The organism is Paraburkholderia sp. 40, assembly GCF_050434105.1.
GTDB classification, from domain to species: Bacteria; Pseudomonadota; Gammaproteobacteria; order Burkholderiales; family Burkholderiaceae; genus Paraburkholderia; species Paraburkholderia tuberum.
In genome coordinates this window covers 1,475,375-1,500,735 of the sequence record NZ_JBNPVY010000002.1, presented here as the reverse complement: position 1 = coordinate 1,500,735, position 25,361 = coordinate 1,475,375, and the positions used below count along the sequence as shown (strand labels likewise).

Here is a 25,361-nt window from a genome sequence, read left to right as displayed (position 1 = left end):
CCTCGAGTCAACCGCTGTGCTGCACTACGCCCCCACCCCCCACCTCACCTCCCAACTCCCGCGCAATAAACTCCACGAACGCGCGAATACGATTCGACATCTGATGCCGCGGCGAATACACCGCGAAGATATCCGCGTTCGGTGTGTCGTGATCGGGTAGCAACTGGACGAGCGATCCTTCCGTCAGATACTGCCGGATGTCCCATTCCGCGCGCATCAGGATGCCGTGTCCTTCGAGCGCCCATTTGACGGCGATCTCGCCGTCGTTGGTGGTCAGCGTGCCCTTGATCCGCACCGCCTCGGTCTTGCGCGCGGCGCCGCGTCCCGAGGTCAGCCGCCACACGCCGTACGCTTCGTCGCCCTGACGAATGCCGATGCAGTTGTGGCGCGTCAGATCGTGCGCCGTGAGCGGCATGCCGTGCGCCGCGAGATACGACGGCGCCGCGCACAGCAGACGCCGGTTCGGCGCAAGCCGACGCGCGACCACGCGCGTATCGGGCGGCTCGCCGAAGCGGATGCAGACGTCGAAGCTGTCGTCGGTAAGCGGCGGGGGCGTGACCGACAACTGCAGTTGAACCGACACCTGCGGATACCGCGCGACGAAGCGCGAGATCGCCGGCCCGACATGGCTGCGCCCGAAGCCGAGCGTCGCGTTCACGCGCAGCAAGCCCTTCGGTGTCTTCTTCGCCGAGCCGAGCAGTTCGGCCAGTTCGTCGATCTCGTCGAGAATCCGCCGCGCGCGGTCGAGGTATAGCTCGCCTTCGGGCGTCAGCATCATGCGGCGCGTCGTGCGGTTCACGAGTGCGACGCCCGCGCGCTGCTCCATCTGGGTCAGGCGCTTGCTGACGGCCGCCGCGGTCAGCCCCAGTTCGCGTGCGGCTGCGCTGAGGCTGCCGCTCGCGGCGAGCGTCGAGAAAAAGCCCAGATCGGCTGGCTGGACGGTGTCGCGCATCGTCTTTTCCGTGCCTTCGCATTTGTGAATGCAAGTTAAAGATGCTTTGAGTTTAGCACCGGTTTTTACCCGTGGGATCGCGCTAGAGTCCACTCACGCCATTCCCCAAGCACAGGACGCAGACATGAAGACCTATCGCATCGCAACCATCCCCGGCGACGGCATCGGCAAGGAGGTCGTGCCGGCCGGCGCGCAGGTGCTCGAGGCGCTCGCGAAGACCACGCACGCCTTCACGTTCGAGTTCGAGAACTTCGACTGGGGCGGCGACTACTACCGCCAGCACGGCGTGATGATGCCGGCCAACGGGCTCGACGCGATCCGCAACAAAGATGCGATCCTGTTCGGCTCGGCGGGCGACAAGGACATTCCCGATCACATCACGCTGTGGGGTCTGCGACTGAAAATCTGCCAGGGCTTCGACCAATACGCGAACGTGCGCCCGACGCGCATCCTGCCCGGCATCGACGCACCGCTGAAGTACTGCAAGCCCGAGGATCTGAACTGGGTGATCGTCCGCGAAAATTCGGAGGGTGAATATTCGGGCGTCGGCGGCCGCGTGCATCAAGGCCATCCGATCGAAGCCGCGACCGACGTGTCGATCATGACGCGCGCCGGCGTCGAGCGCATCATGCGCTTCGCGTTCCGCCTCGCGCAGTCGCGCACGCGCAAGCTGTTGACCGTCATCACGAAGAGCAACGCGCAGCGTCATGCGATGGTGATGTGGGACGAGATCGCGCTCGAAATCTCGAAGGAGTTTCCGGACGTCACGTGGGACAAGGAACTCGTCGACGCGGCGACCGCGCGCATGGTCAATCGTCCCGCGACGCTCGACACGATCGTCGCCACCAATCTGCACGCCGATATTCTCAGCGACCTCGCGGCCGCGCTCGCCGGCAGCCTCGGCATCGCGCCGACCGGCAACATCGATCCGGAGCGCCGCTATCCGTCGATGTTCGAGCCGATCCACGGCTCCGCGTTCGACATCATGGGCAAGGGGCTCGCGAATCCGGTCGGCACGTTCTGGTCGGTCGTGATGCTGCTCGAACACCTCGGCGAATTCGACGCGGCCAGGCGCGTGATGCAGGCCGTCGAGGCGGTCACCGCGAACAACGCGTTGCATACCCGCGACCTCGGCGGCACGGCCACGACCGCGCAGGTGACGGCGGCCGTGTGCGCGTTCATCGAGCGGGCGGCGACGCCCGCGGCAAACGCGGCTTGAGCGCCGGCTTCGCGCGAACTGAACCGGACTGAGCGGAACCGGGCGCAAACCAGGCGCAAACCAGGCGCGCGGTCTACACCCTGGCCATCACGTGGCCGGCACCCAACCTTGACTCGACTAGCTCGGCCCAACGTCGGCCGGCGCGAGGCTCGCGCGCGGTCCACTGCCGCGCGCCGCAGGAGGAGACAATGACTTCGGAACTCGAAAGCCGGGTGTCCCGCAAGCTGATGCTGCGGATCATCCCGTTCGTCATGCTGTTGTACTTCGTGAGCTTTCTCGATCGCGTGAATGTGGGTTTTGCCGCGTTGTCGATGAACAAGGCGATCGGTCTTTCGCCGACCGCGTTCGGCCTCGGCGGCGGGCTCTTTTTCATCGGCTATTTTCTGTTCGAAGTGCCGTCGAACCTGATCCTGCACAAGGTCGGCGCGCGGCGCTGGATTGCTCGCGTGATGGTGTCGTGGGGGCTCGTGTCGCTCGCGTCGGCGTTCGTCGTCGGGCCGACCAGTTTCTATGCGCTGCGCTTCATTCTCGGCGTCGCGGAAGCGGGCTTCTTTCCCGGCATCATCCTGTATCTGAGCCTGTGGTTTCCGGCGCGGCAGCGTGCGGTCGCGGCGGCATGGTTCATGGCCGCCGCGCCGATCTCGACCGCGATCGGCTCGCCGATCTCCGGCGCGATCATGAAGCTGCCGCCGATTGCCGGACTCGTCGACTGGCAAATGCTCTACATACTCGAAGCATTGCCCGCGATCATCCTCGGCTTCTGCGTGCTCAAGTATCTGACCGACAAGCCCGCGCAAGCCGAGTGGCTGCAGCCCGAAGAGCGCGACTGGCTGATCGCGAGGCTGAAGCTCGAAGCCGACGCGCGGCACGCGCATGCGGGCCACACGGCCGGCGCGCTCAGCGCGTTGCGCGATCCGCGCGTGCTCGCGCTCGCGCTGATCTACTTCGGCACCTCGGCGGGACTTTATACCCTCGGCTTATGGGCGCCGCTGATCATCCGCCAATACGGTTTCGGCACGTTCGAAACCGGGCTGCTCGCCGGCGTGCCGAGCGTGCTGGCGGTGATCGCGATGGTGCTATGGGCGAAGCACTCGGATCGCACCGACGAACGTACGTGGCATGTCGTGATTCCGTGTGCGCTTGCGTGCTTCGGCTTCGTGTTCGCCGGTAATGCGACCACCGCGTTGATGATCGTGCTTGCGCTCGTCGTCGTGAACGTGGGAATCAGCGCCGCGAAGGCGCCGCTATGGGCGATGCCGAGCATGTTCCTGTCGGGCGCCGGGGCGGCGGCGGGCATTGCCATGATCAACTCGATCGGCAATCTCGGCGGCTTCGTCGGGCCGTTTGCGATCGGCTGGCTCAAGCACGTGACGGGCGGCTATACGGCAGGGCTTTACGTGGTCGGGGCGACGTTGGCGGTGTCGGCGGTCGTGACGCTGATGTTGAGCCGGCAGACGAAGCATGCGCCGGTCGCAGTGGGCGAACGGCCGGGGCATTGAGCGAAGCACCGATGAAGCGAGCGCGCCGCCGGTTGAAAAGCCGGCGGCAACCGCGAATTCATCCGATACGTCAGTACCCCACTACCGGAAGCCGTAGACCAGAACCTTCTTCCCTTCGAACGCCTCCTGCACACCTTGCACGCAATCCATCGGGCAGCTGTAGCCGTCGGGGGCCGACGCGGCCGACGGGATGCTCGCCCGATAGACGACGGATTCGATCTGCGTGCCGTCCGAAGTGACTACGATGTTCAGGTCGGTCACGACGCCGGCTGGCACGGGTCCTCCGGCGGTATAGACAATCGACATGGTGCCGGTGCAATCGGAGTTCACCGAATAAGTGCCTTTCTGCGCCGGATTGAAGGTTATCTGCCCACCTTTCGGCACGCCGTTGATGCTCCCGAAATCGGTGCGGGTAAATTTGCCGTTGCCGTCGAATGTCACGAGGGCGACGTCATCGAGGATCGACTGGGTGGCGAACGGATGCAGCACGTTGCTCGAATCCAGCAACCCAAGGATCACGCCGTGACCGATGAACCCATAGGGTCCTTTTAGCGTTGCGTTCGAGCAAAGACCGCCGCTACCGCCACGGCCCCGGTCGCCGTCATCACCACCGGCCTGCGCGGTGCCACTGAGCGACAGAAGTGCAACGGCTACAGCCGACCAAATGCTTAATTGCCGGGTCTTCATCTTCATCTCCTTGTCAGCGAATCAGGCGCGTGAAATCGCGGCGTGCAAGGGGCCTATCGGCTGCCGGATCAGGCGCCTGATTCAATGAAGCAAAAATAGTCGATGTGAAATGGCCGCAGCGATACCTGGTCGCCGTCGCGTGAGGGACCAGGGGTGGGCCAAAGTGGTGAATGGCGAAACGCTTTCACCAAGCAGTCGTATTTCGCTCGGTGTCGGCGGATACGTGCGGAAGGGATGCACGAAAGTCCGCGCAATGGTGACTTCGTGGGTCAGCCACGCCTGAAAGTCGCATAGCGAAAACCAGTGTAATCGATGCTACTTGCGGCGACCTGATGAATATCGGACAAAAGGAAGGCACATTCAGATCGCGCGCTGCGAGTCGTGGCGCTGTCTTTCGGCAGCCCCTCACCGAACCTTGTCCTCGGAATACGCTCGCACCCGTCGACGCCGCACCACCATCAGCAAACAAACCCCACTTGCCGCCACGACATTCACCGCCGGATAAAACGCCACGGCCACACTCCATTTCGGCAGCGCAAGAATCGCGAGCGCATATTTAAAAACACAGAGCGCAAAGTACAAGAGACTCTCGCTCCACGGATCACGAATAGTCTTGCGCACCGTCGGCGCGAGGCCGACGAGTTCGATCAGCGTCACAAGACAGATGGACAACGTCGGATCATTGGTGAGTGTTCAGAGCGGAATAGCCGACAAGGCAGCGGCAAGGCAAAGCCAATCAAAAGCGGTCCGCTGCCGTTCACCCCGAAAGACGCTCGATACGAGAACAAAGAAGCAGGTGGCCGCGATCGCCGCCGTACACCACGCCGAAGGACCCGCACCGGCGACGAACTGGCCGACGGCCGCGATCGCCGTGACGACCGACCAGATTAGCCACGTGAACAGATGCGGGCGTACGGTGCCGCACCAGATCGCAAGGCCATAAGGCAGAAACGCGACTAGCGAAACGATCGCCCCCACGACACCGAACAGTCGAGTCATGTCCTGATCGATGCTCATCATAGGACGATCACACCCGGCATCGCCCCCGATACCGCGCCGGCGGCGCCCCACATGCACGCGTAAAAAACCGCGCAAACGCCGTCGTCGAGGCAAAGCCGACCCGTTCGCTAATCTCGCTGATCGACATCGGTGTATGCGCGAGCAGCATGCGTGCTTCGTCGATACGCATTTGCATCAGCACGTCGCTGAAGGTTTTGCACTCCGCCGCGTCGAGCAACCCTCGATAGATGCGCGCTGAAACGGACTTCTGACGCAAATCCACTTTGCCTCCTCCGGTCGAAACCTGTCTGCGGGTTTTCCTGACTCTTCATCGGTCAAGTGCTGCACCTATCGGTCAAGCGCGTTTCGGGCGCATCCCTAGAATTTCTTTCGGCGCATTACCACGAGCGCTTAGCGTAACAGGACGCGTCACGTGCCGGTAGCGCGTCGATACAACGTTACGCAATGCAAATCACATGACCGACAACGACAACACGGAGCGAGATGATGAGAAGGAAGCTGACGATACCCTTTGCCGCAAGCGCCATCGCCTGCGGTGTCGCGCTGGTGCTCGCCGCCTGCGGCAATGGCAGCAACATCAGTGACCCGCCGTTGCCGTCCGATCCCGATGCGCGCGCCGATGCGCGTGCCGCCGCGCTCGTCCAGAAGATGACGACCGCCGAAAAGATTCAGCTCGTGCACGGCGTGGGCATCCCCAACGCGGGACTCGGCGGTCCGTATCCGGCCGGCGTCAACGGAGCCGGCTACATTCCCGGCATCGCGCGGCTCGGCATTCCGGGCCTCGCAATGGCCGATTCGGCCGGCGGCGTCAATGTCGTCAACTCGAACGCGACGGCGCTGCCCGCGCCGGTGGCGCTCGCGGCAAGCTGGGACCCCACGCTGGCGAACCAATATGGCGCGCGTATCGCGACCGAGTTGCGCGTGCTCGGCTATGGCGAAGGTCTCGGTGGCGGCGTCAATCTCGCGCGCGAACCACGCAACGGCCGCACCTTCGAGTACATGGGCGAAGATCCGGTACTGACCGGCACGCTGAGCGCCGCGCGCACGATCGGCACGCAGGCGCAGAACGTCATCGCGACGATCAAGCACTACGCGATGAACGATCAGGAAACGAACCGCATGACCAGCAACTCGGTCGTCGACGAACGCACGATGCGCGAAACCGAACTGCTCGCGTTCGAACTCGGCGTCACGCAGGGAACGCCCGGCAACGTGATGTGTTCGTACAACCTGGTGAACGGCGTTTACGCGTGCGAAAACCCGTATCTGCTGACCACCGTGCTGAAGAACGAGTGGGGCTTCAAGGGCGTGGTGCAGTCGGACTGGACAGCCACGCACAGTACGGTCGCCTCGGCATTGGCTGGCCTCGATGAAGAAGAGCCTGGCGATCTCGGCGGCGGAGCGTCGATTCCGGGCTTTACGCTGACGTCGTATTTCAACACCGCGCTGACGAGCGCGGTCAACGCCGGCAGCGTGCCGATGTCGCGACTCAACGACATGGTTCAGCGCAAGCTTCGCACGATGATTCGCTATGGCGTCTTCGATTCGCCGCCAACCACCGGAGGAAGCGTCGATCAAACCGCGGGCAATGCGCTCGCGTTGCAGGTCGCGCAGCAATCGTCGGTCTTGCTGAAGAACGCGGTGGCGAGCGTCGATTCGCAACCGGTGCTGCCGCTGAACGCGGTGGGGCTATCGTCGATCGTGGTGATCGGCGGTCACGCGGATGCGGGCGTGCTGTCGGGCGGAGGCTCGGGCGCGGTGCCGGCGGCCGCGGGCAACGCGGTGTCCGGTTGCGTGTCGCCGTCGCCGCTGTTGAGCACCTGCGCGACGTGGTACAAGTCGGCACCGCTGGCCGCGATCCAGGCGAAGGCGCCGAACGCGAGCGTGACCTTCGTCGACGGCACGAACGCGGCGACAGCGGCGACCGCCGCCGCGAAGGCGGACGTGGCGATCGTGTTCGCGACGCAATGGGAAAGCGAGGGCGCGGATCTGCCGAGCCTGAGCCTGCCGAGCAATACGACTGACAGCTATAACCAGAGCTACGATCAGAACGCGCTGATCAGCGCGGTCGCGGCGCAAGCGAAGCGCGTGATCGTCGTGCTCGAGAACGGCAGCCCGGTCCTGATGCCGTGGCTATCCAACGTGCACGGCGTGCTCGAAGCGTGGTATCCGGGCGTGCAGGGCGGCCAGGCGATTGCCGATCTGCTGTTCGGCGCCGTGAACCCGTCCGGCAAATTGCCGATCACGTTCCCGATGCAGGACCCGGATCTCCCGCAACCGACGATCTCGGCTACCGATACCACCGTTACCTACAGCGAAGGGCTCTTCATGGGTTATCGCTGGTATGACGGCAAGCAGATCGCGCCGCTGTTCCCGTTCGGTTATGGGCTGTCCTACACGAGCTACAGCTACTCGGGCCTCAACGCGCAAGTGGATGCGAGTGGCAACGTGAAGGTGACCTTTACCGTCAAGAATACGGGCTCGCGCTCGGGCGCGGAAATCGCCGAAGTTTATGCCGCGTTGCCGAGCGGTCTGGGCGAACCGCCGAAGCGTCTGGTCGGCTGGCAAAAGGTCGCGCTGCAGGCGGGGGAGTCGCAGCAGGTCAGCGTATCGATTGCGCCGAAGCTGCTGTCGACGTGGGACGCGACCAACCACGTGTGGAAGCTCAACGGCGGCGTCTATCAGATGATCGCGGGGGCTTCTTCGCGCGATCCGAATGCGTTGACGGCAGTGGTGACGATCGCGGGGCATTGAGCGCTGAGGTTTTGAACTGGAAAGCCTGGTAGCGGGGTACGGGGTCGAGCGCCGTATCCCGCCGGCACGCGTTCGGCATGTCAGTGGCCGGGCAGACGATAAGCGAACTCGTACGAATGCGCGCCGTCGACGATGTCGATCTTGAACTCGCCTTCAATGCCGCTCAGCTCGCCCGTGCCTGAATCCGGCACGACCGTCACCGCCAGCGCCGCTGCGCCGCGATTCATCACGCCGATATGCTGCAGCACGAACGTGCCCTGCTTGCCCGCCAGCGTGCCAGTGACCTGTTCGAGCGCGACATAGCCGGCCGAGCCTTTGACGTTCGTCATCGCGCTCAGCATTTGCCCTTGGGTGGTCGCGGCGAGATCGCCGGAGATCTGCTTGTCGATCGACATGCGGCCGAGCTTCGATTCGGCCTCCGCGTTTTCGAACGGCATCGGTTGAAGGGAGACGATGAAGGTGCCTTTTGCGACGTGGTGAGTCATCGGAATTTCCTCCTGGCTTGAACGGGCGACGGCGAAGCAGCGAAACGAACCGTGACGCTTCCGAACCGTAGCACACGTCGCTGTCAGTGCTCTGCACGCGCAGTGCCGTCGCTCGTGCCGAACGCGTCCGCGAACTCGCGCTTCAACCACGCGAGCGCCGGGTCCTGGTCGTGCGCCGCGGCCCACATCAGCGAAACCTCGTAGTCCGGCACCTCGAATGGCAGCGGACTCAGCGCGAGACCGAGCGTATCGCGCCAGACGCGGCCGATGAACTCCGGCACCGTCGCGATCGCCGCCGTGCGTTGCACGATGAACGGACTGGTCGCGAAGTTCGAGCTCGAAAACACGACGTCGCGCTTCAGTCCCTGCATCTCGAGTCGTTCATCGATGAAGCCGCGCAGCTCGGCGCTGAACGAAGTCAGCACATGGCGGTGGCGCAGAAACTCGTCCATCGACAAATGCTTGCGGCGCGTCCTGACGAGCTGGGGGTTGTAGACGCTCACGAAGCGCCATGAAAACAGCGGCGTGAGTCGCTGCCACGGCACGCATTCGCGGAATACGCCGACCGCGAGTTCGATGGCGCCATCGTCGAGCATCGCGGCGGCGCGCGTCGAATCTGTGGAGCGCGCGATCAGCTTCACGCCGGGTGCGGTGTCGGAGAGGCGCGCAATGATCTCTGGCATCAGCAGCAGTTCGAGCGAATCGCTGAGGCCGATGCGGAACACCCGCTGCGCGCGGGCCGGATCGAAGACGGACGGCTGCGTGAGCGCCTGATGCAGCGATTGCAGGAACGGCTCGATCTGCCGCGCGAGTTCGAGCGCGCGCGGCGTCGGCGTCATGCCTTGCGGCGTGCGCACGAACAACTCGTCGCCGAACGTCTCGCGCAAGCGCTTCAGCGCGCCGCTGACGGCCGGTTGCCCAAGAAACAGCCGCTGCGCGGCACGCGTGACGCTGCGCTCTTCCAGCAGCGCGCGGAAGGTCAGCAGCAGGTTCAGGTCGAAGCGGCGAAAATCATTTTCAATGATGTTGGCCATGACATTAAACGATTTGAGTGATGGGCTCGCACCGCGCATTCTACTGCCACGAGGTCTTCCGTTCACACTCAGGAGCAATGACATGGACTGGCAAAATCAGAAGGTCGTGGTGCTAGGTGGCTCGTCGGGCATTGGGCTCGCGCTGGTGAAGCGGCTCGTGACGGCTGGCGCGAGCGTCGTCGCGGTGGGGCGCGACCGCGCCAAACTGGACGATGCGCTGATTGGCATCGGTGGACAGGTGACAGGCGAGGCGCTCGATTGCGCCGATCGCGCGGCGCTCGGACACTTCTTCGGCGGCCTCGGCCGGATCGATCATCTGGTGATGACGCTGTCGGGCGGCGAAGGCGCGGGGCCGTTTGCCGAACTGGATCTGGCCGCGCTGCGGCGTGGCTTCGAGGCCAAGTTCTGGCCGCAGCTCGAAGCCGCGCAGACCGCGCTACCCACCCTGCGTCGCGACGGCAGCCTGACGTTTCTGACCGCGATTTCGGCGCGCATCGCGAATCCGGGCACGGCGGGTCTGGGTGCGATCAACGGCGCGCTCGAAAGCATGATCGGCACGCTGGCGCGCGAGCTTGCGCCGCTGCGCGTGAACGCGGTGTCGCCGGGTGTGATCGATACGCCGTGGTGGGACAGATTTCCCGCGAGCGTGAAGAGTGAGCTGTTTCGGCAGCAGAGCGAAACGCTACCGGTGCGGCGCGTCGGGCAGGCCGACGATGTCGCGCACGCGCTGCAGTTTCTGCTGGAGAACACGTTTATGACGGGGGCGGTGATCGAGTGTGACGGCGGCTTGCGACTACTGTGAAGCACGGGCGCGGGAATGCGTGGTCAGGCGTTCTTCGCCCGCTGAACGCGAACCGGCAGAAACATCGCCGCCGCGAAGCACAACAAATGCAGGCCGGCCAGCAGCACGAACGTCGGCAGAAAGCGGCCGGGCTGTGCACCCGAAACACCGTGCAACGTCGACGCTATCACCATCGAAAGCAGCGTCGTCGCGAACGGACCGCCCACTCTCTGCGCGATGTTCAACGCAGTATTCGCAACCGCGAGCCTTTCTCTCCCGATCGACGAATACGCGGCCGAGATCGACGGCACGCTGATCGTTCCCTGACCGACGCCCGCAAAGAACAGACCGACCGCGGCCCATCCGGCGGAGAACGAATCAACGCTCAGCCACAGAAACACGAGCGTGCTCAGAAACGCCAGCAGTGCGCCGCCCGCCGCGAGCGCGCGGCAGCCGAGCCGCTCAGTCAACCATCCGAGCAACGGAAACGAGCACATCATGCCGACGCCGGTTGCCGCGAGCAGGCCGCCCGCGTGCGCGGCCGACAAACCGCAGCCCGCGATCAGAAAAAGCGGCACTGCGAGCTGCCGTCCATACATGATTCCGTTCGCGAAGAACTGCGCAAGTGCGGCGACCGAGAACGTACGTGTCGCAAACATGCGCACGTCGATCAGCGCGGTATGGCCTTTGCGCGCCGCGTACAGCACGAAGCCGGCGAGAAAGGCGACGCCCGCGAGCAGACACGCCAAGCCCACCGCTCGTGGCGCGTCCTGAAGTCCATAGACAAGCGCGACGAGCCCAGGGGAGATCAACGCAAAGCCGGTGAAATCGAACGGTCGCTTTTGCGACTCGGCGGCATCGCGCGGCAGCAGCAACACCGCCATCGCGACGCCGAAAGCGCCCACCGGAACATTGATGAAGAATAGCCAGGGCCAGCTCGCGTGCGCGAGCACGAGGCCGGCCAGCACCGGGCCGAGAATCGGACCGAGCAGAATGGGTAGCGCGGTGTAGCCCATCACCCGCTCGAGGTTCTTGCCGGCCACGCGTCCGATCATCATTTGTGCCATCGGCACGAGCACACCGGCAACGAGGCCCTGGAAGATGCGCGCGCCGATCAGCTCGCCGATCGTCTGCGCCGCGCCGCACAGCATCGACGCTATCGTGAACGTCGAAAAGCAGAACAGATACAGCCGCTTCGCGCCGATGCGGTCGACCAGCCAGCCGTTGAGCGGCAACATCAACGCCATCGCGAGCAGGTAGCCGCTGACGATCCACTGCGCGGTAGCGATCGACGCATCGAGCGTATGGCCGATCGCCGACAGCGACACGTTGACCAGCGTCGAGTCCATCTGCGACATGAACGAGCCGATCGACACGACCGCCGCGACTTTCCACATGGTCGGATCGATCCGCGTGGAAGCGGATGCGGAGGCGCGCTCGCGCATGCCGTTCATCGCCCCGCGCGTAGGCGGATCATGGTCCGGCGCAGGCTCATGTTCAATGCCGGCTCACGCTGCCTTGCCGCTCGCGGTCGCCGCGGCCGCAGGCTGTATCTGCTCAAGATGGCGCAGGAGCTTCGTCACCATCACGACGACGACGAACGCGAGGACCACGAAGAACAGCGCGAGCGGTGTGAGCACCTGCACCGACACGAAGCCGGCCAACCCCATCATCGCCGACGACACCAGCAGCAGCGCGCAGCCGAGAATCGCGCTCGTCAGACCCGCGATGTGCGGGAACAGCGAGTTGCCCTTTGCCATCAGCGTCGGATACATCGCGCCGGCGCAGAAGCCCATCACGAGCACAGGCGTCGCGAGCGTCCACACGCGCAGACCGACCGTCAGCGCGAGCAGCAGCATCGCAAGCGACGCGGCCGCCATCAGCCGTGCGCCGACGCGCAGCCGCTGCTCGGCGCTCGGCAGACCCGGACCGTGCAGGCGATTCGACAGACCGCCAAGAAAGTACATCATGCCGATGCCGAGCGCGAGGTAGCCGAAGAAGGTCGGCGGCTTGTGCAGCGTGGTCTGCACCATGAACGGCCCGACGATGTTGAACACGAGCAGGATGCTGTAGCACAGGCCCTGCGCGAGGAAGCAGCTCTGGAACACGGGGCTCGCGAGCACTTTGCGCGCGTTCGCGGTCAGCGTGCGCGGTTCGAGATGGACGGGCTTCGGCAAGGTCTCGCGATAACGCCACAGCAGCGCCCACATCACCAGCGAATAGATCAGCAGAAACACGAGGCACGCGCGCCAGCCGAACGCGGTCTGCAGATGCGCGCCGATCACCGGCGCGACGATCGGCGCGAGCCCCCACGCGATTGCCATGTACGTGAACGCATGCAGCAAGGCCTGACCCGCGAACGAATCGGTGATGATCGCCTTCGCCAGCAGGTTCGTGCTCGCGATGCCGAAGCCCTGCAATGCGCGGGCGAGGATGAACGTCTCGAGATTGGGCGCCGCGAGCGACAGCAGGCAGCCGACCGTGTAGACCGTCAGACCGAACGCGAGCACGCGCTTGCGGCCATACGCGTCGGCGATCGGACCGAAGATCAGCTGACCGAACGCGTAGGCGGCCATGTAGCCGGTGACGCTGGTCTGGATCGCCTGCGGCGAGGTGCCGAAGTAGCGCGCCATCGCGGGCAGCGCGGGCACGTAGATGTCGATGGCGAGCTGTCCGGCGGACGCGAACAGGCAGATCAGGAATAGCAGGAAGCGCGGCGAGTTCGGGGCGGAGTCGGCGGAAGCGGGGTGGTCGGCGGTGGCGTGGCTCATGGGTGCATCGAAAGGGAACACTGGCGGCGCGGGCATCGGTGCGTTCGGATATCGAACGGAAAAGGCGCGAATGCCCCCGGCATTATCGCCGCGTATTGTGCCCGTGGTATGGCAGGAAGTGGGATAGTCCCTGGCGGGGGTGTGGGATGGCGCGGCCGACGAGCGCGCTATCCCGCCGCAACGAGGCTCATTTCGCGCAGTCCTCGATCGAGCGCAGCAACGCGCCTTGGTCTGCCGGGTCCTGGAAGAACGCGACGAAGCTCGCATGCTCGTCGTTTGCGATGCGGCCGGAGCAGTCCTTGCCTTTGAGCGGGGGGCGAGACGCCGTCCAGATCATCGCCATCACGGCGAAAGCCAGCACGATGCCTGTAAAGACGAGCCCGAGCAGTAACGACCTGGCGTCGTCCGATATTGCGTCTAGCCGATGCGAAGCCTCCCGCGGCTCGCAACTTCTGGTTGAAGGTGAGTTCATGCCAATGGCCCCGATGGTGAGCGTTGAAAAAACCAGCGCCACCATCTTCTGTCTGCACGTAAGATTGGAAAAGTTGAGTTTACTGACCGCGTGATTCAGCTTTTCTGACCAATGCCATTCCGATTCCCATTCCGATGAGAGAAATCAGTCTCGACCGCCTGCGCACCCTTGTCGTCGTCGCCGACCTCGGCTCTTTCGCCGAGGCCGCTCGCGTTCTGCATCTCGCGCCGCCCACGGTCAGTCTGCATATCGCGGATCTCGAAAGCCGCGTCGGCGCGCCGCTGTTGTCGCGCAAACGCGGTCAGGTGCGGGCCTCGGCGATCGGCGAGACGCTGGTGGCCCATGCGCGTCAGATGCTGGCCAATGCAGAGCAGGCACTGGAGGACGTGCGGCGACAGGTGGAAGGGCTCGGCGGACGGGTTCGGCTCGGCGCTTCCACCGCGGCCATCGCGAATCTGCTGCCGCAGGCGTTGGAACGACTGGCCGCCGGGCATCCCGGCATCGATGTGCAAATCGCCGTGCTGACTTCGCACGAAACGCTGACGCGACTCGCCCAGGAGTCGCTCGACGTGGGCATCGTGGCGCTGCCGCAAGCGCCGCTACGAGGGCTATCGATCGAAACATGGCGCCGCGATCCGGTGGTCGCGTTCATGCCGGCCGGGTGGACGTGTCCAGCTCGCATCACGCCGCAATGGATCGCCGCGAAGCCGCTGATTCTGAACGACGCGACCACGCGGCTTTCGCGTTTGACGACGGAATGGTTCAGCGCGGCGGGGCAGCACCCCACGCCGCGCATCCAGCTCAACTACTCGGATGCGATCAAGAGTCTCGTCGCAGCGGGATACGGCGCCGCGCTGCTGCCGCAGGAACCGAGCCGCTCGTCGGCCGACGAGCGCATCGTCACACGTGCGCTGCGCCCGGCGTTATGGCGGCAGTTGGGCCTGGCCTTTCGCGCGGGTCCGGTGGAGCGTCCGACTCAGTATGTGCTCGACGTATTGCGGAGTTTGCGGTTGAGCTAGCGGGCTGTGTTACGTCGCCGACGCTTTCCGCCTCTCCTGCTCCTCGCGATAAAGCACGAACTCTTCCGCCAACGCTTTTGCAACGGAAGCCCTACGCGTGATTCAAGACGGTGTCGCGGCGTACTCAATACTCAGGTCTCGATCAGATGCAGAAACTGCCTTACCCGTGAACTGCTGCCTTCACCAAAGAAGGCTTGCGGTGTCGTGTCTTCGGCAACCACGCCGCCATCCATAAAAACAACCCGATCCGCTACATCTCGCGCAAACCGCACTTCGTGCGTGACGATCAGCATCGTCATGCCCGCTTTGGCAACGTCGCGCATGACGGTCAGGACATCCTCCCGCAGCGCTGGATCGAGAGCAGACGTGGGCTCGTCGAAGAAGATGACCTCTGGATCCATCGCGAGCGCCCGCGCGATCGCTACGCGCTGCTTCTGACCGCCGGACAGCCGTGCCGGATATTCGTTGGCTTTTGCGGCCAGGCCAACCCGTGTCAGCAGGTGAATTGCGCGCTCCGACGCTTGCGCACGAGGGACACCCTTCACGCTGAACGGACCTTCCATCACGTTTTCCAGTGCTGTCCTGTGCGGAAAGAGGTTGAACGACTGGAACACCATTGCGGTGCGCTGGCGGATCGCGCGGATCTTCTTCTGATTCTGGCGTGACGGTTTTGACAAATCGTTGCATTCGACATCAATGCCGCATACTGTCACGCTGCCGGCATCCGGTACCTCGAGGAAGTTCAGTGAGCGCAGCAGCGTGGTCTTGCCCGACCCGGAGGGACCCATTACAACGACAACCTCGCCTTTCGATACGCTGAAATCGACGCCGCGCAAGACCTGGTTGTTGCCAAATGCCTTCGAAAGTCCACGGACTTCAATCGACCTGATATCAGTATTCATACAAAACGCCTCGAAATGCGATTCTCGAGGACGGTCTGGACTATCGTGAGAATCTGGTTGATGCCCCAGTAGATCAGGCCGACCATCAGGAACATTTCCATGTAGCGGAAGGTGGAGGCGCCGACCTGGTCGGCGACGCGGGTCAGTTCTACCACCGTGATTGTCGAAGCGAGGGATGTATCTTTGATTAGTGCAATCATGCGGCTGCCGACAGGCGGAATGGCGATGCGTAGTCCTTGGGGAAGAAGAACCCGCGACATGGCTTTCCAGTAACCCATGCCCAGCGACATCGCAGCTTCCCACTGGCCCGTGTCCACCGCGTTGATGCCGGAACGGAAGTTCTCGCTCAGATACGCGGCCGAAAACAGCGTGAGCGCGAGTAGCGCGGCGGGAACCGGTTCAAGTGTCAGACCGTACCGGGGCAAACCGAAATAGATCAGCAGTATCTGCACGAGCAGCGGCGTGCCACGGAAGATGGATACATATGCGAATGCGAACGCGCGTAGTGCACCTATGCTGGAGATACGAGCCAAGGCGACCAGCAACCCTAGCGTCGAACCGAGCACAAACGACAACAAACCGAGAAAGAGTGTCATCAGCACCGCACTCTTTAACAGCGGAAGCGAGCGCATGAAAAGCTCGATCATGACTACTCCTTGTGCGCCTTCGCTTTGGTGATCGTGCCGGGCATATCGTAATCCCGCCCGACCCACTTCCTGGCAATGGCCTCGATCGTCCCGTCAGCCATCATGTCTGCAATCGCCTTATCGACCGCTGCGAGCAGGGCCGGTTGGCCTTTCTGCAAAGCCGGCGCTGATAGCTGGTAGATCAAGGGTTCGCCCACTTCCTTGACCGGTAAATGGTTGACGTTGGCGTACTTCATGCCGCCGAAGTGCGAAATGATCACCGCGTCGATACGTCCATTGCCCAGATCGCTGAAGACGAGTCCCCCGTTATCGTACGAACGGATGTCGGAGTCATGCAGGTGTGCTCGTGCCCATGTTTCATTGCTCGAGCCAGTGACCACTCCCACTCGCTTGCCTTTAAGGGTTTCCTTGCCCTTAATGTCTGTGTTGCCGGCAGGTACGAAAATGCGGAAATCCTCCACGCCGTATGGATCACCGAAATCAACCTGTTGTTGCCGTTCAGGCGTAGGTGTGAGATCGTTCATCACAAGGTCGTACTTGCCCGTCTTCAACCCTTCCACGAAGTTCTTGAACGAATCGGCGACGAATACTACGTTCGGCACGCCAATGCGCTTGCCGACTTCCTTTGCAATTGCAACGTCATAGCCGACAGGTTGATTGTTTTCGTCAAGCATGCTCCATGGGGGACTACTCTGGGTGTTGGCCACGCGCAATGTGCCACTCGCCTTCGCCTGCGCGAGAAGATCCGCTGCCTGCACAGTAGCCGGTGAACTGAATGCCGCGCAAAGCGTCACGAAACTCGCTATCGTGACAAAGCGTCCCCATCCCTTGATTGATTTCATCTCGTACTCACTCATCCAGGTAAATTGAGTTAAAAAATCTACGCAGCGGTTGCTCGGGCGCGTCCGAATGCGTCAAGACCGGCATTCAGATCCGCAAGCAGCATCGCCGGGTCCTCCAACCCGATCGAAAGGCGCACGATAGGCTGGTCGGTAAGCGGGAACGCACGCTCGGCCTGCAACGGGGCCGGGTAGTAGGCAGCGAGGCTATGCACGCCTCCCCAGCTCGCCCCGATGGGGAAATACTGGAGCGTATCGAAGAATGCGTTGAACGCGTCGTCCGCCGCGGGCTGGAGGATCAGGGAGAAGAGACACCCGCTGCTCGCAAAATCCCGCTTCCAGATGGCATGACCGGCATCGGACTGCAGTGCCGGGAACAGCACCTTGCTCACTTCCGGGTGACGTTCGAGTTCCCTCGCAATCTGCAGCGTTGAGGCGCTCTGGGCAGCGAAGCGGACCTTCAGGGTTTGCAGGCCGCGCATGACGAGGAAGCAGTCATCAGGGCTGGTCTGCTGGCCGAGAACGCTCTGCGTCTCGCGCAAAGTCGCGTAGTAATCCGCGTCGTTCATGCTGATGCAGCCCACCAGTAGATCCGAATGACCACCAAAAAATTTCGTCGCGGCTTCGACGCTGAAATCCACACCATGTTCGAGCGGTTTGAAAGCGAGCGGGCTTGCCCAAGTATTGTCCATCATCGTCAATACGCCGTGACGTTTCGCGACTTCGACGATCGCCGGAATGTCGGGCATCTCCATCGTCACCGTCCCCGGCGACTCCATGCAGATCATGCGGGTGTTGGGCTTGATGTACTTTTGAATCGCAGCCCCGATTGCCGGCGGATACAGTTCGACCTCGACGTCGAAGTGCGCCAGCCACTTATGCGCGAATGTCTTGAGCGCGCCGTAGCAGGCAGCGGACACCAGCAGGTGATCGCCGCCGCGCACGAAGCCCATCACGGTCGTCATCAGCGCGGATTGACCGGAAGGCGTCACCACGCAATGCGCGCCACCTTCGAGCTCGGCGATGCGGTGCTCCAGTTCACGAGCCGTTGGCGTTCCGGTGATGCCATAGCTGTAACCGTCCGGTTGCCGCTCCTTGCGGCGCGAAAACTCGGCCAGAGAATCGAATACAACCGTCGATGCCCGCACGACGGATGGGGACAGGCTGCGGAACGGCTGCGGCGCCTTCTGGGGATTGCTTGTCATCTTGCTCCCGGTGATGCCTCGTGGTGGATTGATGATCGAAGTTTACTTTCACCCGGGATTGCATCAACATCGGAAATAATTAGCTCAATAAGTCTAGGTTATGCGAATCAGGGATATTGAAGTGTTCAGGGCGGTCATGAACGCAGGAAGCACGAGCAAGGCGGCGGCCCTGCTCGGCATTTCGCAACCGGCTGTCAGTCAGGCCATCAGGCGTCTGGAAACCATGGCGGACTTCGGCCTGTTCGAGCGGATACGCAGCCGGCTCGTTCCCACCCAGGAAGCCGTCGCCCTGATGCGTGAGGTTGACCAGTACTTCCGCGGATTCGAGGTCATCGAGCATCGAATCCGTAGTTTGCGGTCCTACGGATTGGGCCGGATGGCGATCGCCTCTCTGCCGGCACTGGGCACAGGCTTTCTGCCACGTGTCATTGCGGCGTTCGATGCCCCGTCCAGAAACGTGCAAATTTCGCTACAGGTGATGAGTTCTCGCGAAGTGCATGAGAAGGTCTCGGCTGGACAGGTGGATTTCGGCCTGATGTCCGACGAGATGTCGATGGCCGGCCTCGAACACTCGGTGTTCGCGCGTATGCGGGCTGTCGCAGTGATGAACTCACATCATCCTTTGGCCACGCGTGCTGTCATCGCTGTTGCGGACCTGCCTGAATTTCCTTTCATCGCGTTGAATCCCGAAGACAGCACCAGGCTACGCCTGGACACGCAACTCACGGCACGCGAAATCCGTCTCAAACCGGTCGTCGAGACGCCGTATTCGCACACGATCTGCGAACTGGCGCTCGCGGGAGTCGGTATAGGAATCGCTCATCCGCTCGTGACGTTGGACTTCGCAGAGCGGGGGCTCGTCGTGAAGCCGATCGACATCGAGGTAATGTTCACAGGAGTGCTGGTGTTTCGCCCTGGTACCCCACTCACGGAAACCGCGAGGCAGTTCATGCGGCACATGAGAATGCAGCTCGAACGTGACCAGAAGGCGCTCAAAAGGGCGCTGGCGAATTGATCGGATAGAAATCGGACACGCTGATCGCTACATCGCGCCTGGCCTCGTCACGTTCGACACCGCGTTCGAGCGACGGCTCGAACGCGCGCAAGCGCAAGGTGAACTCGATGCTGCCGCGAGTCCCGCGCTGATCTGCGGGGCGCCAGCCAGAACATAGGCCAAAACACCAGCTAACAGGCGGCGCAAGTCTCACGACTAAGGCGCCGCGACCGCGCATCGCCTAGCGGTTGATGAACTGCTGAAGTTGCGCCGGATAGCGCTCGCCCGTCACCTTGATCTGCTCGAGCGCCGCTTCGATGTCGGCGAGATCCGCCGGTGACAGCACGACGCTCGCGGCGCCGACGTTCTCCTCGAGGCGCGGCAGCTTCGTCGTGCCGGGAATCGGCACGATCCACGGCTTTTGCGCGAGCAGCCATGCGACTGCGATTTGCGCGCGGGTCGTGTCTTTGCCGTTCGCGATCCGGCCAAGTACGTCGACGAGCGCCGCATTGGCCTTGCGGTTTTCTTCCGAGAAGCGCGGCACGATATTGCGGAAATCGCTCTTGTCGAAGGTCGTGCGTTCGTCGATCGTGCCGGTCAGAAAGCCTTTGCCGAGCGGGCTGAACGGCACGAAGCCGATGCCGAGTTCTTCGAGGGTCGGCAGCACGCTTGCTTCGGGCTCGCGCCACCACAGCGAATACTCGCTTTGCAGCGCCGCGACGGGCTGCACCGCGTGCGCGCGGCGGATCGACTCCACGCTCGCTTCGGACAGGCCCAAGTGCCCGACCTTGCCCGCGGCGATCAGATCTTTCACCGCGCCGGCAACATCTTCGATCGGCACGTTCGGATCGACCCGATGCTGATAGAACAGATCGATGCGGTCGGTTTTCAGGCGCTTGAGCGCGGCATCGGCGACGGCGCGAATGTTTTCCGGGCGGCTGTCGAGCCCCTTTTTCGTGTCGCCGTCACGAAAGCCGAACTTGGTCGCGATCACCACCTGATCGCGAAACGGCGCGATCGCCTCACCGACCAGTTCCTCGTTCACGAACGGGCCATAGGCTTCCGCGGTATCGAAGAACGTGACACCGTGCTCGAAGGCCGCGCGGATCAGTTCGATGCCGGCCGATTTTTCCGTAGCGGGGCCGTAGCCGAAACTCAGGCCCATGCAACCGAGGCCGAGAGCGGATACTTCAAGGCCGCTTTTGCCGAGTTGACGTGTTTGCATACGATGCTCCAGTTGACGCGCCGAACCCCGGCCGCTGCCAGGACCACGACGGTTGGGATGCGGGACGAGCCACGCAGGTCGTGGCACTGGAAGCGAGTGTAGGTTGCTGTGCGTGACTCAACAATATCTCTATACTTGCATGAGCTATTGAATCGAATTCACAAATGCCCAATTCCAGGCCGCCACGCGCGGGCCCCGCCGAACTGACCGCCTTCATCACGATCGCCGAGCAGCGCAGCTTCAGCGCGGCCGCGCGCGTGCTCGGGCTGTCGCCGTCGGCGTTGAGTCACGCGATGCGCAACATGGAATCGCGGCTCGACGTGCGGCTCTTCAATCGCACCACGCGCTCGGTCGCCTTGACGGAAGCCGGCGAGCAATTGCTACGACGCGTGCGTCCGGCGCTCGCGGACCTCGACGACGCGGTGGTGGAAGTCACGGCCGCGCGCAACCGGCCGTCGGGCACGATCCGGATCAGCGCTTCGGAGGCGTCCGCGAAACAGCTCGTGCAGCACGTGCTGCCGGATTTCTTCGCGCGCTATCCGGAGATTCACGTCGAGTTCGTGGTCGATTCGAGGCTCGTCGATATCGTCGCCGAAGGACTCGATGCGGGCATCCGCGTGCTCGAAGACGTGCCGCGCGACATGATCGCGATCCGCTTCGGGCGCGACATGCGTCTCGCGGCGGTGGCGTCGCCCGAGTATCTCGTGCGTCATCCCGCGCCCACGGCGCCGCACGATCTGATGCTGCACCGTTGCATTCGCTTTCGCTTTGAAAGCGGCACGCTGTATCGCTGGGACCTCACGCATCGCGGCAAGAGCGTGAGCATCGACGTCGATGGGCCGATGACGCTCGGCAATCTGAACCTGATGGTCGAAGCGGCGTTGGCCGGCATCGGCATCGCCTGGGTGCCGCTCGACCATGTAGCCGAACATGTCGCGAGCGGCCGGCTCGTGCAACTACTGCCGGAGTGGAGCCCGACGTTCGCGGGCTTGTGCCTGTACTACCCGGCCAACCGTCATCCGCCGAGCGCGCTGCGTCTGTTCGCCGAGGCGGTGCGCGCGTGGGGCGAGCGGCAGTTGAGCGATGAGCGGGACAAGGAGGCGCGGCGTCGCGTGAAACGAGGCGGTGCCCGCAATCCAAAGCCCGAAACAAACTGAAACACGCAGGTTGAGCGCTTTGCGGAATAAAACGGCACAGTTGGGCGTTTGCCTGATACCGGTAGCGTCGATTTTCAAACAACTTTCGCGGCATTCATCGCCCTCGCGAACGGAACAACCATGAACACCCAAGCGAATTCCCTGACCGATTCGATCGATGCCTCTCGCCCGCCGCGCTATACGCGCACCGCGATGACGCTGCACTGGCTGATCGCGTTGCTGATGTGCGTCAATGTCGTGCTCGCTCTGTCCGCTGATTCGCTGCCCGACGACTGGGTGCGTCCGGTGATCGACACACACAAATCGATCGGCATCACGGTGCTCGGGCTCGCGCTGCTGCGCATCCTGTGGCGCGTGTCGCACAAGCCACCGCCGTTGCCGCGCGAGTTTCCGTCGTGGGAAAAGATTGCCGCGCACCTCGCGCACTTCGCGCTGTATTTGCTGATGATTGCGTTGCCGCTGTCCGGCTGGCTGCACGATTCCGCGTGGAAAGACGCGGCCACGCATCCGATGCAGTGGTTCGGCCTGTTCCAATGGCCGCGCTTCGGCTATGTGATGCATCTCGACCCGACACTGAAAGAGACGTTGCACGATCGCTTCGGCGCGCTGCATGCGTGGCTCGGTTATGCGCTCTATGCGTTGCTGGCGATGCATATCGGCGGCGCGCTCAAGCATGAGTGGCTCGATCGCAAATCGGTGTTGAAGCGCATGACGCCGTGAAGCCGCGGCGTGTTTTTGACGGCGCGCGAACACAGCTTCGCCAACTAACCGCAACCCAGCTGAACCTGAAACACTCGCCTTGAAGAAGACTCTCGAACAGGCACTCGCTGTCGCGTCGCCGCGCATTCTGCCGCGTCGCGCGACGCTATCGAGCACGCTGATCCATTCCAGCGTCGTCATGCTGTGGGCACTGCTGTTCGCGCGAGCATTCTTTCTGCGTGGCGCGCTCGCGTGGTCGACCGGTATTGCGTATGTCGTATATGACACGTTGCTGCTCGCGTTCGTCACGTGGAAGTCGTTGCCGCTCACGCGCCGCACGGCGCCGCTCGAAGTCGACCACGAACGGCGCGAGTTGCCGGGCATGGGTGTCATCGTCGCGTCGCGTAACGAGGCGGCCGTGTTGCCGGTCACGCTCGCCGCGCTGCTGCGGCAAACGCACGGCCCTGCGCAGATCGTGATCGCCGACGACGGCTCCACCGACGCCACCGCCGAACTGCTCACGCAACGCTTCGGCCTCACGCCCGCCGCCGATGGCGTGCTGAGCGCGCCGAGCTCGCTGCATCCGAACCTGTTCTGGCTGCGCGTGCCGCACGGCGGCAAGGCCCGCGCGCTGAACGCCGCGATCACCGTGATGACGACCGACACCGTGATGACCGTCGACGCCGACACGCTGCTCGACGACGACGCCACCTACGCGATGCGCGCCGCGTTCGCGAGCGAGCCGTCGCTCGTCGCGGCAGCGGGCATTCTCGTGCCGGTCTGTGGCAAGTCGCTGTCGGGCCGCGTGTTCCAGTGGTTCCAGACCTACGAGTACATGCGCAACTTCATCGCGCGTTTCGCGTGGATGCGCGCGGACAGCCTGCTGCTGATCTCGGGCGCATTCGCGTCGTTCCGGCGCGATGCGCTCGTCGCGGTCGGCGGCTTCGACCCGCAGTGTCTGGTCGAGGATTACGAACTGATTCACCGGCTGCGCCGCTATTCGGTGGATCACGAGCTCGGCTGGGACGTGCGCGTGGTCGGCGAAGCGCATGCGCGCACCGATGCGCCCGACACCCTCGCAAGCTTTCTGCGCCAGCGCCGCCGCTGGTTCGCGGGTTTCCTGCAGACCCAGTACTGGAACCGCGACATGACCGGCAATCGGCGCTACGGCACGCTCGGCATGCTGATGCTGCCAGTCAAGGCGGTCGACACGATGCAGCCGATTTACGGCCTCACGGCATTCGCATTGCTACTCGGTTTTCTGTTCGGCGGACACGGGGCGATCGTCGTGTCGATCTTCAGCGTGATCGGCCTGAAAACGGCGATCGATCTGGCGTTTTACCTGTGGAGCATTCATCTCTACCGGCGCTGGACCGGCGAGCGCAGTGGCAACAGTCTCGGCATGGCGATGCTTGCGGCCGTTGCGGAGCCGTTCACGTTCCAGCTCGCGCGTCATCTGGGCGCCGCGCTCGGCTGGCTGCATTTTCTGCGCGGCGGCCGCACGTGGGGCGTGCAACGGCGCTCCGGGCTCGTCGCGGTCGACGAGGATTGAGCAGCTCGAAGGGCAGGTCAATGTTTCTGTAGGGCGGGTGTGGTAAAGGTAGCTCGTTCACCCTGATGCGCGCGGCTGCGCAACGTGTGCTGCGACGCATCGCGCATGCCGGCGAAAGTGCCATGCGGCGGCTGCATCAAGTAGACTGGTGAAGATGCCGCACTGCCATGCAGCGCGGCAACCTTCCATCAGCTGGTGCACGGAGGCTTGACCTATGCATGCAGTTCCCCCGCTCGAACAGGAACAGGAATCCGCAGGCGCAACGCTCGCTGCCGCGTCTGCTCAAGCCACTCACGAGGCGCCGGTGCGCGATCTGCGCCGCGTCGCCATTCATCCGGATTACTGGTACCCACTCGCGTGGTCGCATGAAGTGAAGCGCGGCAAGACGCTCGGCGTGACCTTCGCCGGCGATCCGATCGTGCTCGCGCGCACCGAGAGCGGCAAAGTGTTCTCGCTGGAAGATCGCTGCGCGCATCGGCAGGTGCCGCTGCATCAGGGCGTGGTCGACGGCGAATCGATTCGCTGCGGCTATCACGGCTGGACCTACGACTGCTCGGGCAAGTGCATCGACGTGCCGTACCTCGGCCGCGAGCGTCTACCGAACGGTGTGCGCTCGTATCCGTGTCAGGAAGTGGAGGGACTGATCTTCGTGTTTCCCGGCGACGCCGCGCTCGCGGAGGAGCGGCCGTTGCCGGGCTTTCGCTCGGTGTCGGACCCGAAGTACAAGACGCGCCGCTTCGGCCGTCCGGTCAACTGTCATTATTCGTTCATGCACGAGAACCTGATGGACATGAATCATCAGTTCCTGCATCGCCGCCAGATGGGGCGCATGCGCGCGCGTTCGCTCGGGCGGCGACGCGGTGAGGGCTGGGTCGAGGTCGACTACACGTTTGCGCGCATGGAGGGGCAGCAGCCGCTAGGCGAGGCGATGGTGTTCGGCGAGAGGCGCAAGACCGGTGGCTCCGGCGACAAAGACGTGATGACGATCCGCACCGAATACCCATACCAGACCCTGCAAATCCGCAACGACGAGCAGACGCTGGTGATGGACCTGTGGATCGTCTATGTGCCGCTCGACCGCGAGCAGCGCACCAACCGAACGTTCGGGCTGCTGTCGATCCGCAAGCCCGGCATTCCCGGTGTGATGAATCTCGCATGGCCGCTGCTGGTGTGGTTCACCGAGCGCATTTTCAAGGAGGATCGCGAGATCGTCGAGGCGGAGCAGCGCGCCCACGATTCGCAGGGAGCGGACTGGAATCATGAGGTGTTCCCGGTCATCAACGACTTGCGCGCGCTGCTGCGCGAGTGCGGCACGCCGGACCAGGTGGTCGGCGCGGGCACCGGCGATACGGCGGTGATCCGTTTCTGGGATTCGCGTCACGGCGATCCGCTCGCCAAGACCTGAGCGCGGCGCGGGTGTGTTCACCGGCGCCGCGCACCCCGTCCCG

23 protein-coding genes and 1 pseudogene are annotated in these 25,361 nt (G+C 63.4%); 10 read left to right on the top strand and 14 right to left on the bottom strand.

The features are described 5' to 3' along the window. Positions 1–7: 7 nt before the first annotated feature. Positions 8–952, bottom strand: coding sequence for a LysR substrate-binding domain-containing protein (locus OKW28_RS08200; RefSeq protein ID WP_429444661.1), 945 nt, complete (start codon positions 950–952; stop codon positions 8–10). A gap of 124 nt (positions 953–1,076) precedes the next feature. Between OKW28_RS08200 and OKW28_RS08195 the strand changes: the two genes are divergently transcribed. Beyond that, positions 1,077–2,171: a tartrate dehydrogenase gene (locus OKW28_RS08195; protein ID WP_429444660.1), complete on the top strand. Its 1,095-nt coding sequence runs from the start codon at positions 1,077–1,079 to the stop codon at positions 2,169–2,171. A gap of 188 nt (positions 2,172–2,359) precedes the next feature. Continuing rightward, positions 2,360–3,670: an MFS transporter gene (locus tag OKW28_RS08190; RefSeq protein ID WP_429444659.1), complete on the top strand. Its 1,311-nt coding sequence runs from the start codon at positions 2,360–2,362 to the stop codon at positions 3,668–3,670. Positions 3,671–3,751: 81 nt separating this feature from the next. On the opposite strand, the gene OKW28_RS08185 is transcribed toward OKW28_RS08190, so the two are convergent. From OKW28_RS08185 to OKW28_RS08175, 3 genes and pseudogenes are all read right to left on the bottom strand, one after another. Next, a complete protein-coding gene (locus OKW28_RS08185) occupies positions 3,752–4,357 on the bottom strand; it encodes a hypothetical protein (RefSeq protein WP_429444656.1) in 606 nt (201 codons plus the stop codon). A 405-nt stretch (positions 4,358–4,762) separates the two neighbouring features. Then, a pseudogene (locus tag OKW28_RS08180) lies at positions 4,763–5,377 on the bottom strand (hypothetical protein). A gap of 7 nt (positions 5,378–5,384) precedes the next feature. Then, positions 5,385–5,639: a helix-turn-helix transcriptional regulator gene (locus tag OKW28_RS08175; RefSeq protein ID WP_429444654.1), complete on the bottom strand. Its 255-nt coding sequence runs from the start codon at positions 5,637–5,639 to the stop codon at positions 5,385–5,387. A 224-nt stretch (positions 5,640–5,863) separates the two neighbouring features. Here OKW28_RS08175 and OKW28_RS08170 point away from each other — a divergent pair, with 224 nt between their 5' ends. After that, positions 5,864–8,131 carry a beta-glucosidase gene (locus OKW28_RS08170; RefSeq protein WP_429446890.1) on the top strand — a complete coding sequence of 756 codons (2,268 nt, stop codon included), beginning with the start codon at positions 5,864–5,866 and terminating at the stop codon, positions 8,129–8,131. An 80-nt stretch (positions 8,132–8,211) separates the two neighbouring features. Here OKW28_RS08170 and OKW28_RS08165 read toward each other — a convergent pair whose 3' ends face one another. Both OKW28_RS08165 and OKW28_RS08160 read right to left on the bottom strand, forming a co-directional pair. Continuing rightward, positions 8,212–8,616: a DUF3224 domain-containing protein gene (locus tag OKW28_RS08165; RefSeq protein WP_429444652.1), complete on the bottom strand. Its 405-nt coding sequence runs from the start codon at positions 8,614–8,616 to the stop codon at positions 8,212–8,214. 83 nt (positions 8,617–8,699) lie between these two features. Beyond that, positions 8,700–9,650, bottom strand: a complete 951-nt coding sequence (locus tag OKW28_RS08160) for a LysR family transcriptional regulator (protein ID WP_429444650.1) — start codon at positions 9,648–9,650, stop codon at positions 8,700–8,702. 82 nt (positions 9,651–9,732) lie between these two features. Here OKW28_RS08160 and OKW28_RS08155 point away from each other — a divergent pair, with 82 nt between their 5' ends. Continuing rightward, positions 9,733–10,452 (top strand): SDR family oxidoreductase, encoded by a 720-nt coding sequence (locus tag OKW28_RS08155; protein WP_429444648.1) that lies wholly within the window; start codon positions 9,733–9,735, stop codon positions 10,450–10,452. A gap of 23 nt (positions 10,453–10,475) precedes the next feature. Here OKW28_RS08155 and OKW28_RS08150 read toward each other — a convergent pair whose 3' ends face one another. From OKW28_RS08150 to OKW28_RS08140, 3 genes are all read right to left on the bottom strand, one after another. Further along, positions 10,476–11,885 carry a DHA2 family efflux MFS transporter permease subunit gene (locus OKW28_RS08150; protein ID WP_429444646.1) on the bottom strand — a complete coding sequence of 470 codons (1,410 nt, stop codon included), beginning with the start codon at positions 11,883–11,885 and terminating at the stop codon, positions 10,476–10,478. 54 nt (positions 11,886–11,939) lie between these two features. After that, on the bottom strand, positions 11,940–13,202 hold the full coding sequence (locus OKW28_RS08145; protein ID WP_429444645.1) for a multidrug effflux MFS transporter: 1,263 nt from the start codon (positions 13,200–13,202) through the stop codon (positions 11,940–11,942). A 187-nt stretch (positions 13,203–13,389) separates the two neighbouring features. Beyond that, positions 13,390–13,719: a hypothetical protein gene (locus tag OKW28_RS08140; protein ID WP_429444643.1), complete on the bottom strand. Its 330-nt coding sequence runs from the start codon at positions 13,717–13,719 to the stop codon at positions 13,390–13,392. 89 nt (positions 13,720–13,808) lie between these two features. Between OKW28_RS08140 and OKW28_RS08135 the strand changes: the two genes are divergently transcribed. Further along, positions 13,809–14,693 (top strand): LysR family transcriptional regulator, encoded by an 885-nt coding sequence (locus tag OKW28_RS08135; RefSeq protein WP_429444641.1) that lies wholly within the window; start codon positions 13,809–13,811, stop codon positions 14,691–14,693. A gap of 131 nt (positions 14,694–14,824) precedes the next feature. On the opposite strand, the gene OKW28_RS08130 is transcribed toward OKW28_RS08135, so the two are convergent. The 4 genes from OKW28_RS08130 to metC are packed head-to-tail and all read right to left on the bottom strand — an operon-like array spanning position 14,825 to position 18,286. After that, complete coding sequence (locus OKW28_RS08130; protein ID WP_429444639.1) at positions 14,825–15,595, bottom strand: amino acid ABC transporter ATP-binding protein; 771 nt, start codon at positions 15,593–15,595, stop codon at positions 14,825–14,827. Beyond that, the gene (locus OKW28_RS08125) at positions 15,592–16,242 is read right to left on the bottom strand and encodes an amino acid ABC transporter permease (protein ID WP_429444637.1); all 651 of its coding nucleotides are present in this window, start codon (positions 16,240–16,242) and stop codon (positions 15,592–15,594) included. The genes OKW28_RS08130 and OKW28_RS08125 overlap by 4 nt, the downstream gene beginning before the upstream one ends. A 2-nt stretch (positions 16,243–16,244) precedes the next feature. Further along, positions 16,245–17,084: an ABC transporter substrate-binding protein gene (locus OKW28_RS08120; RefSeq protein WP_429444636.1), complete on the bottom strand. Its 840-nt coding sequence runs from the start codon at positions 17,082–17,084 to the stop codon at positions 16,245–16,247. 38 nt (positions 17,085–17,122) lie between these two features. Next, on the bottom strand, positions 17,123–18,286 hold the full coding sequence (gene metC, locus OKW28_RS08115) for a cystathionine beta-lyase (RefSeq protein ID WP_429444634.1): 1,164 nt from the start codon (positions 18,284–18,286) through the stop codon (positions 17,123–17,125). Between the two features lie 100 nt (positions 18,287–18,386). Between metC and OKW28_RS08110 the strand changes: the two genes are divergently transcribed. Continuing rightward, a complete protein-coding gene (locus OKW28_RS08110; protein ID WP_429444633.1) occupies positions 18,387–19,301 on the top strand; it encodes a LysR substrate-binding domain-containing protein in 915 nt (304 codons plus the stop codon). A 220-nt stretch (positions 19,302–19,521) separates the two neighbouring features. Here the strand turns inward: OKW28_RS08110 and OKW28_RS08105 are convergent, their stop codons facing one another. Next, positions 19,522–20,505: an aldo/keto reductase gene (locus OKW28_RS08105; RefSeq protein WP_429444631.1), complete on the bottom strand. Its 984-nt coding sequence runs from the start codon at positions 20,503–20,505 to the stop codon at positions 19,522–19,524. A 164-nt stretch (positions 20,506–20,669) separates the two neighbouring features. On the opposite strand from OKW28_RS08105, the gene OKW28_RS08100 reads away from it, so the two are divergent. The 4 genes from OKW28_RS08100 (at position 20,670) to OKW28_RS08085 (ending at position 25,318) form a co-directional block, all read left to right on the top strand. Further along, positions 20,670–21,662 (top strand): LysR substrate-binding domain-containing protein, encoded by a 993-nt coding sequence (locus OKW28_RS08100; protein ID WP_429444629.1) that lies wholly within the window; start codon positions 20,670–20,672, stop codon positions 21,660–21,662. A 120-nt stretch (positions 21,663–21,782) separates the two neighbouring features. Beyond that, positions 21,783–22,382: a cytochrome b gene (locus tag OKW28_RS08095; protein ID WP_429444627.1), complete on the top strand. Its 600-nt coding sequence runs from the start codon at positions 21,783–21,785 to the stop codon at positions 22,380–22,382. Positions 22,383–22,461: 79 nt separating this feature from the next. Then, entirely contained in the window at positions 22,462–23,913 is a 1,452-nt protein-coding gene (locus OKW28_RS08090; RefSeq protein WP_429444625.1) for a glycosyltransferase family 2 protein, read from the top strand. Positions 23,914–24,127: 214 nt separating this feature from the next. Further along, positions 24,128–25,318, top strand: coding sequence for a Rieske 2Fe-2S domain-containing protein (locus OKW28_RS08085; protein WP_429444623.1), 1,191 nt, complete (start codon positions 24,128–24,130; stop codon positions 25,316–25,318). Positions 25,319–25,361: the final 43 nt, after the last annotated feature.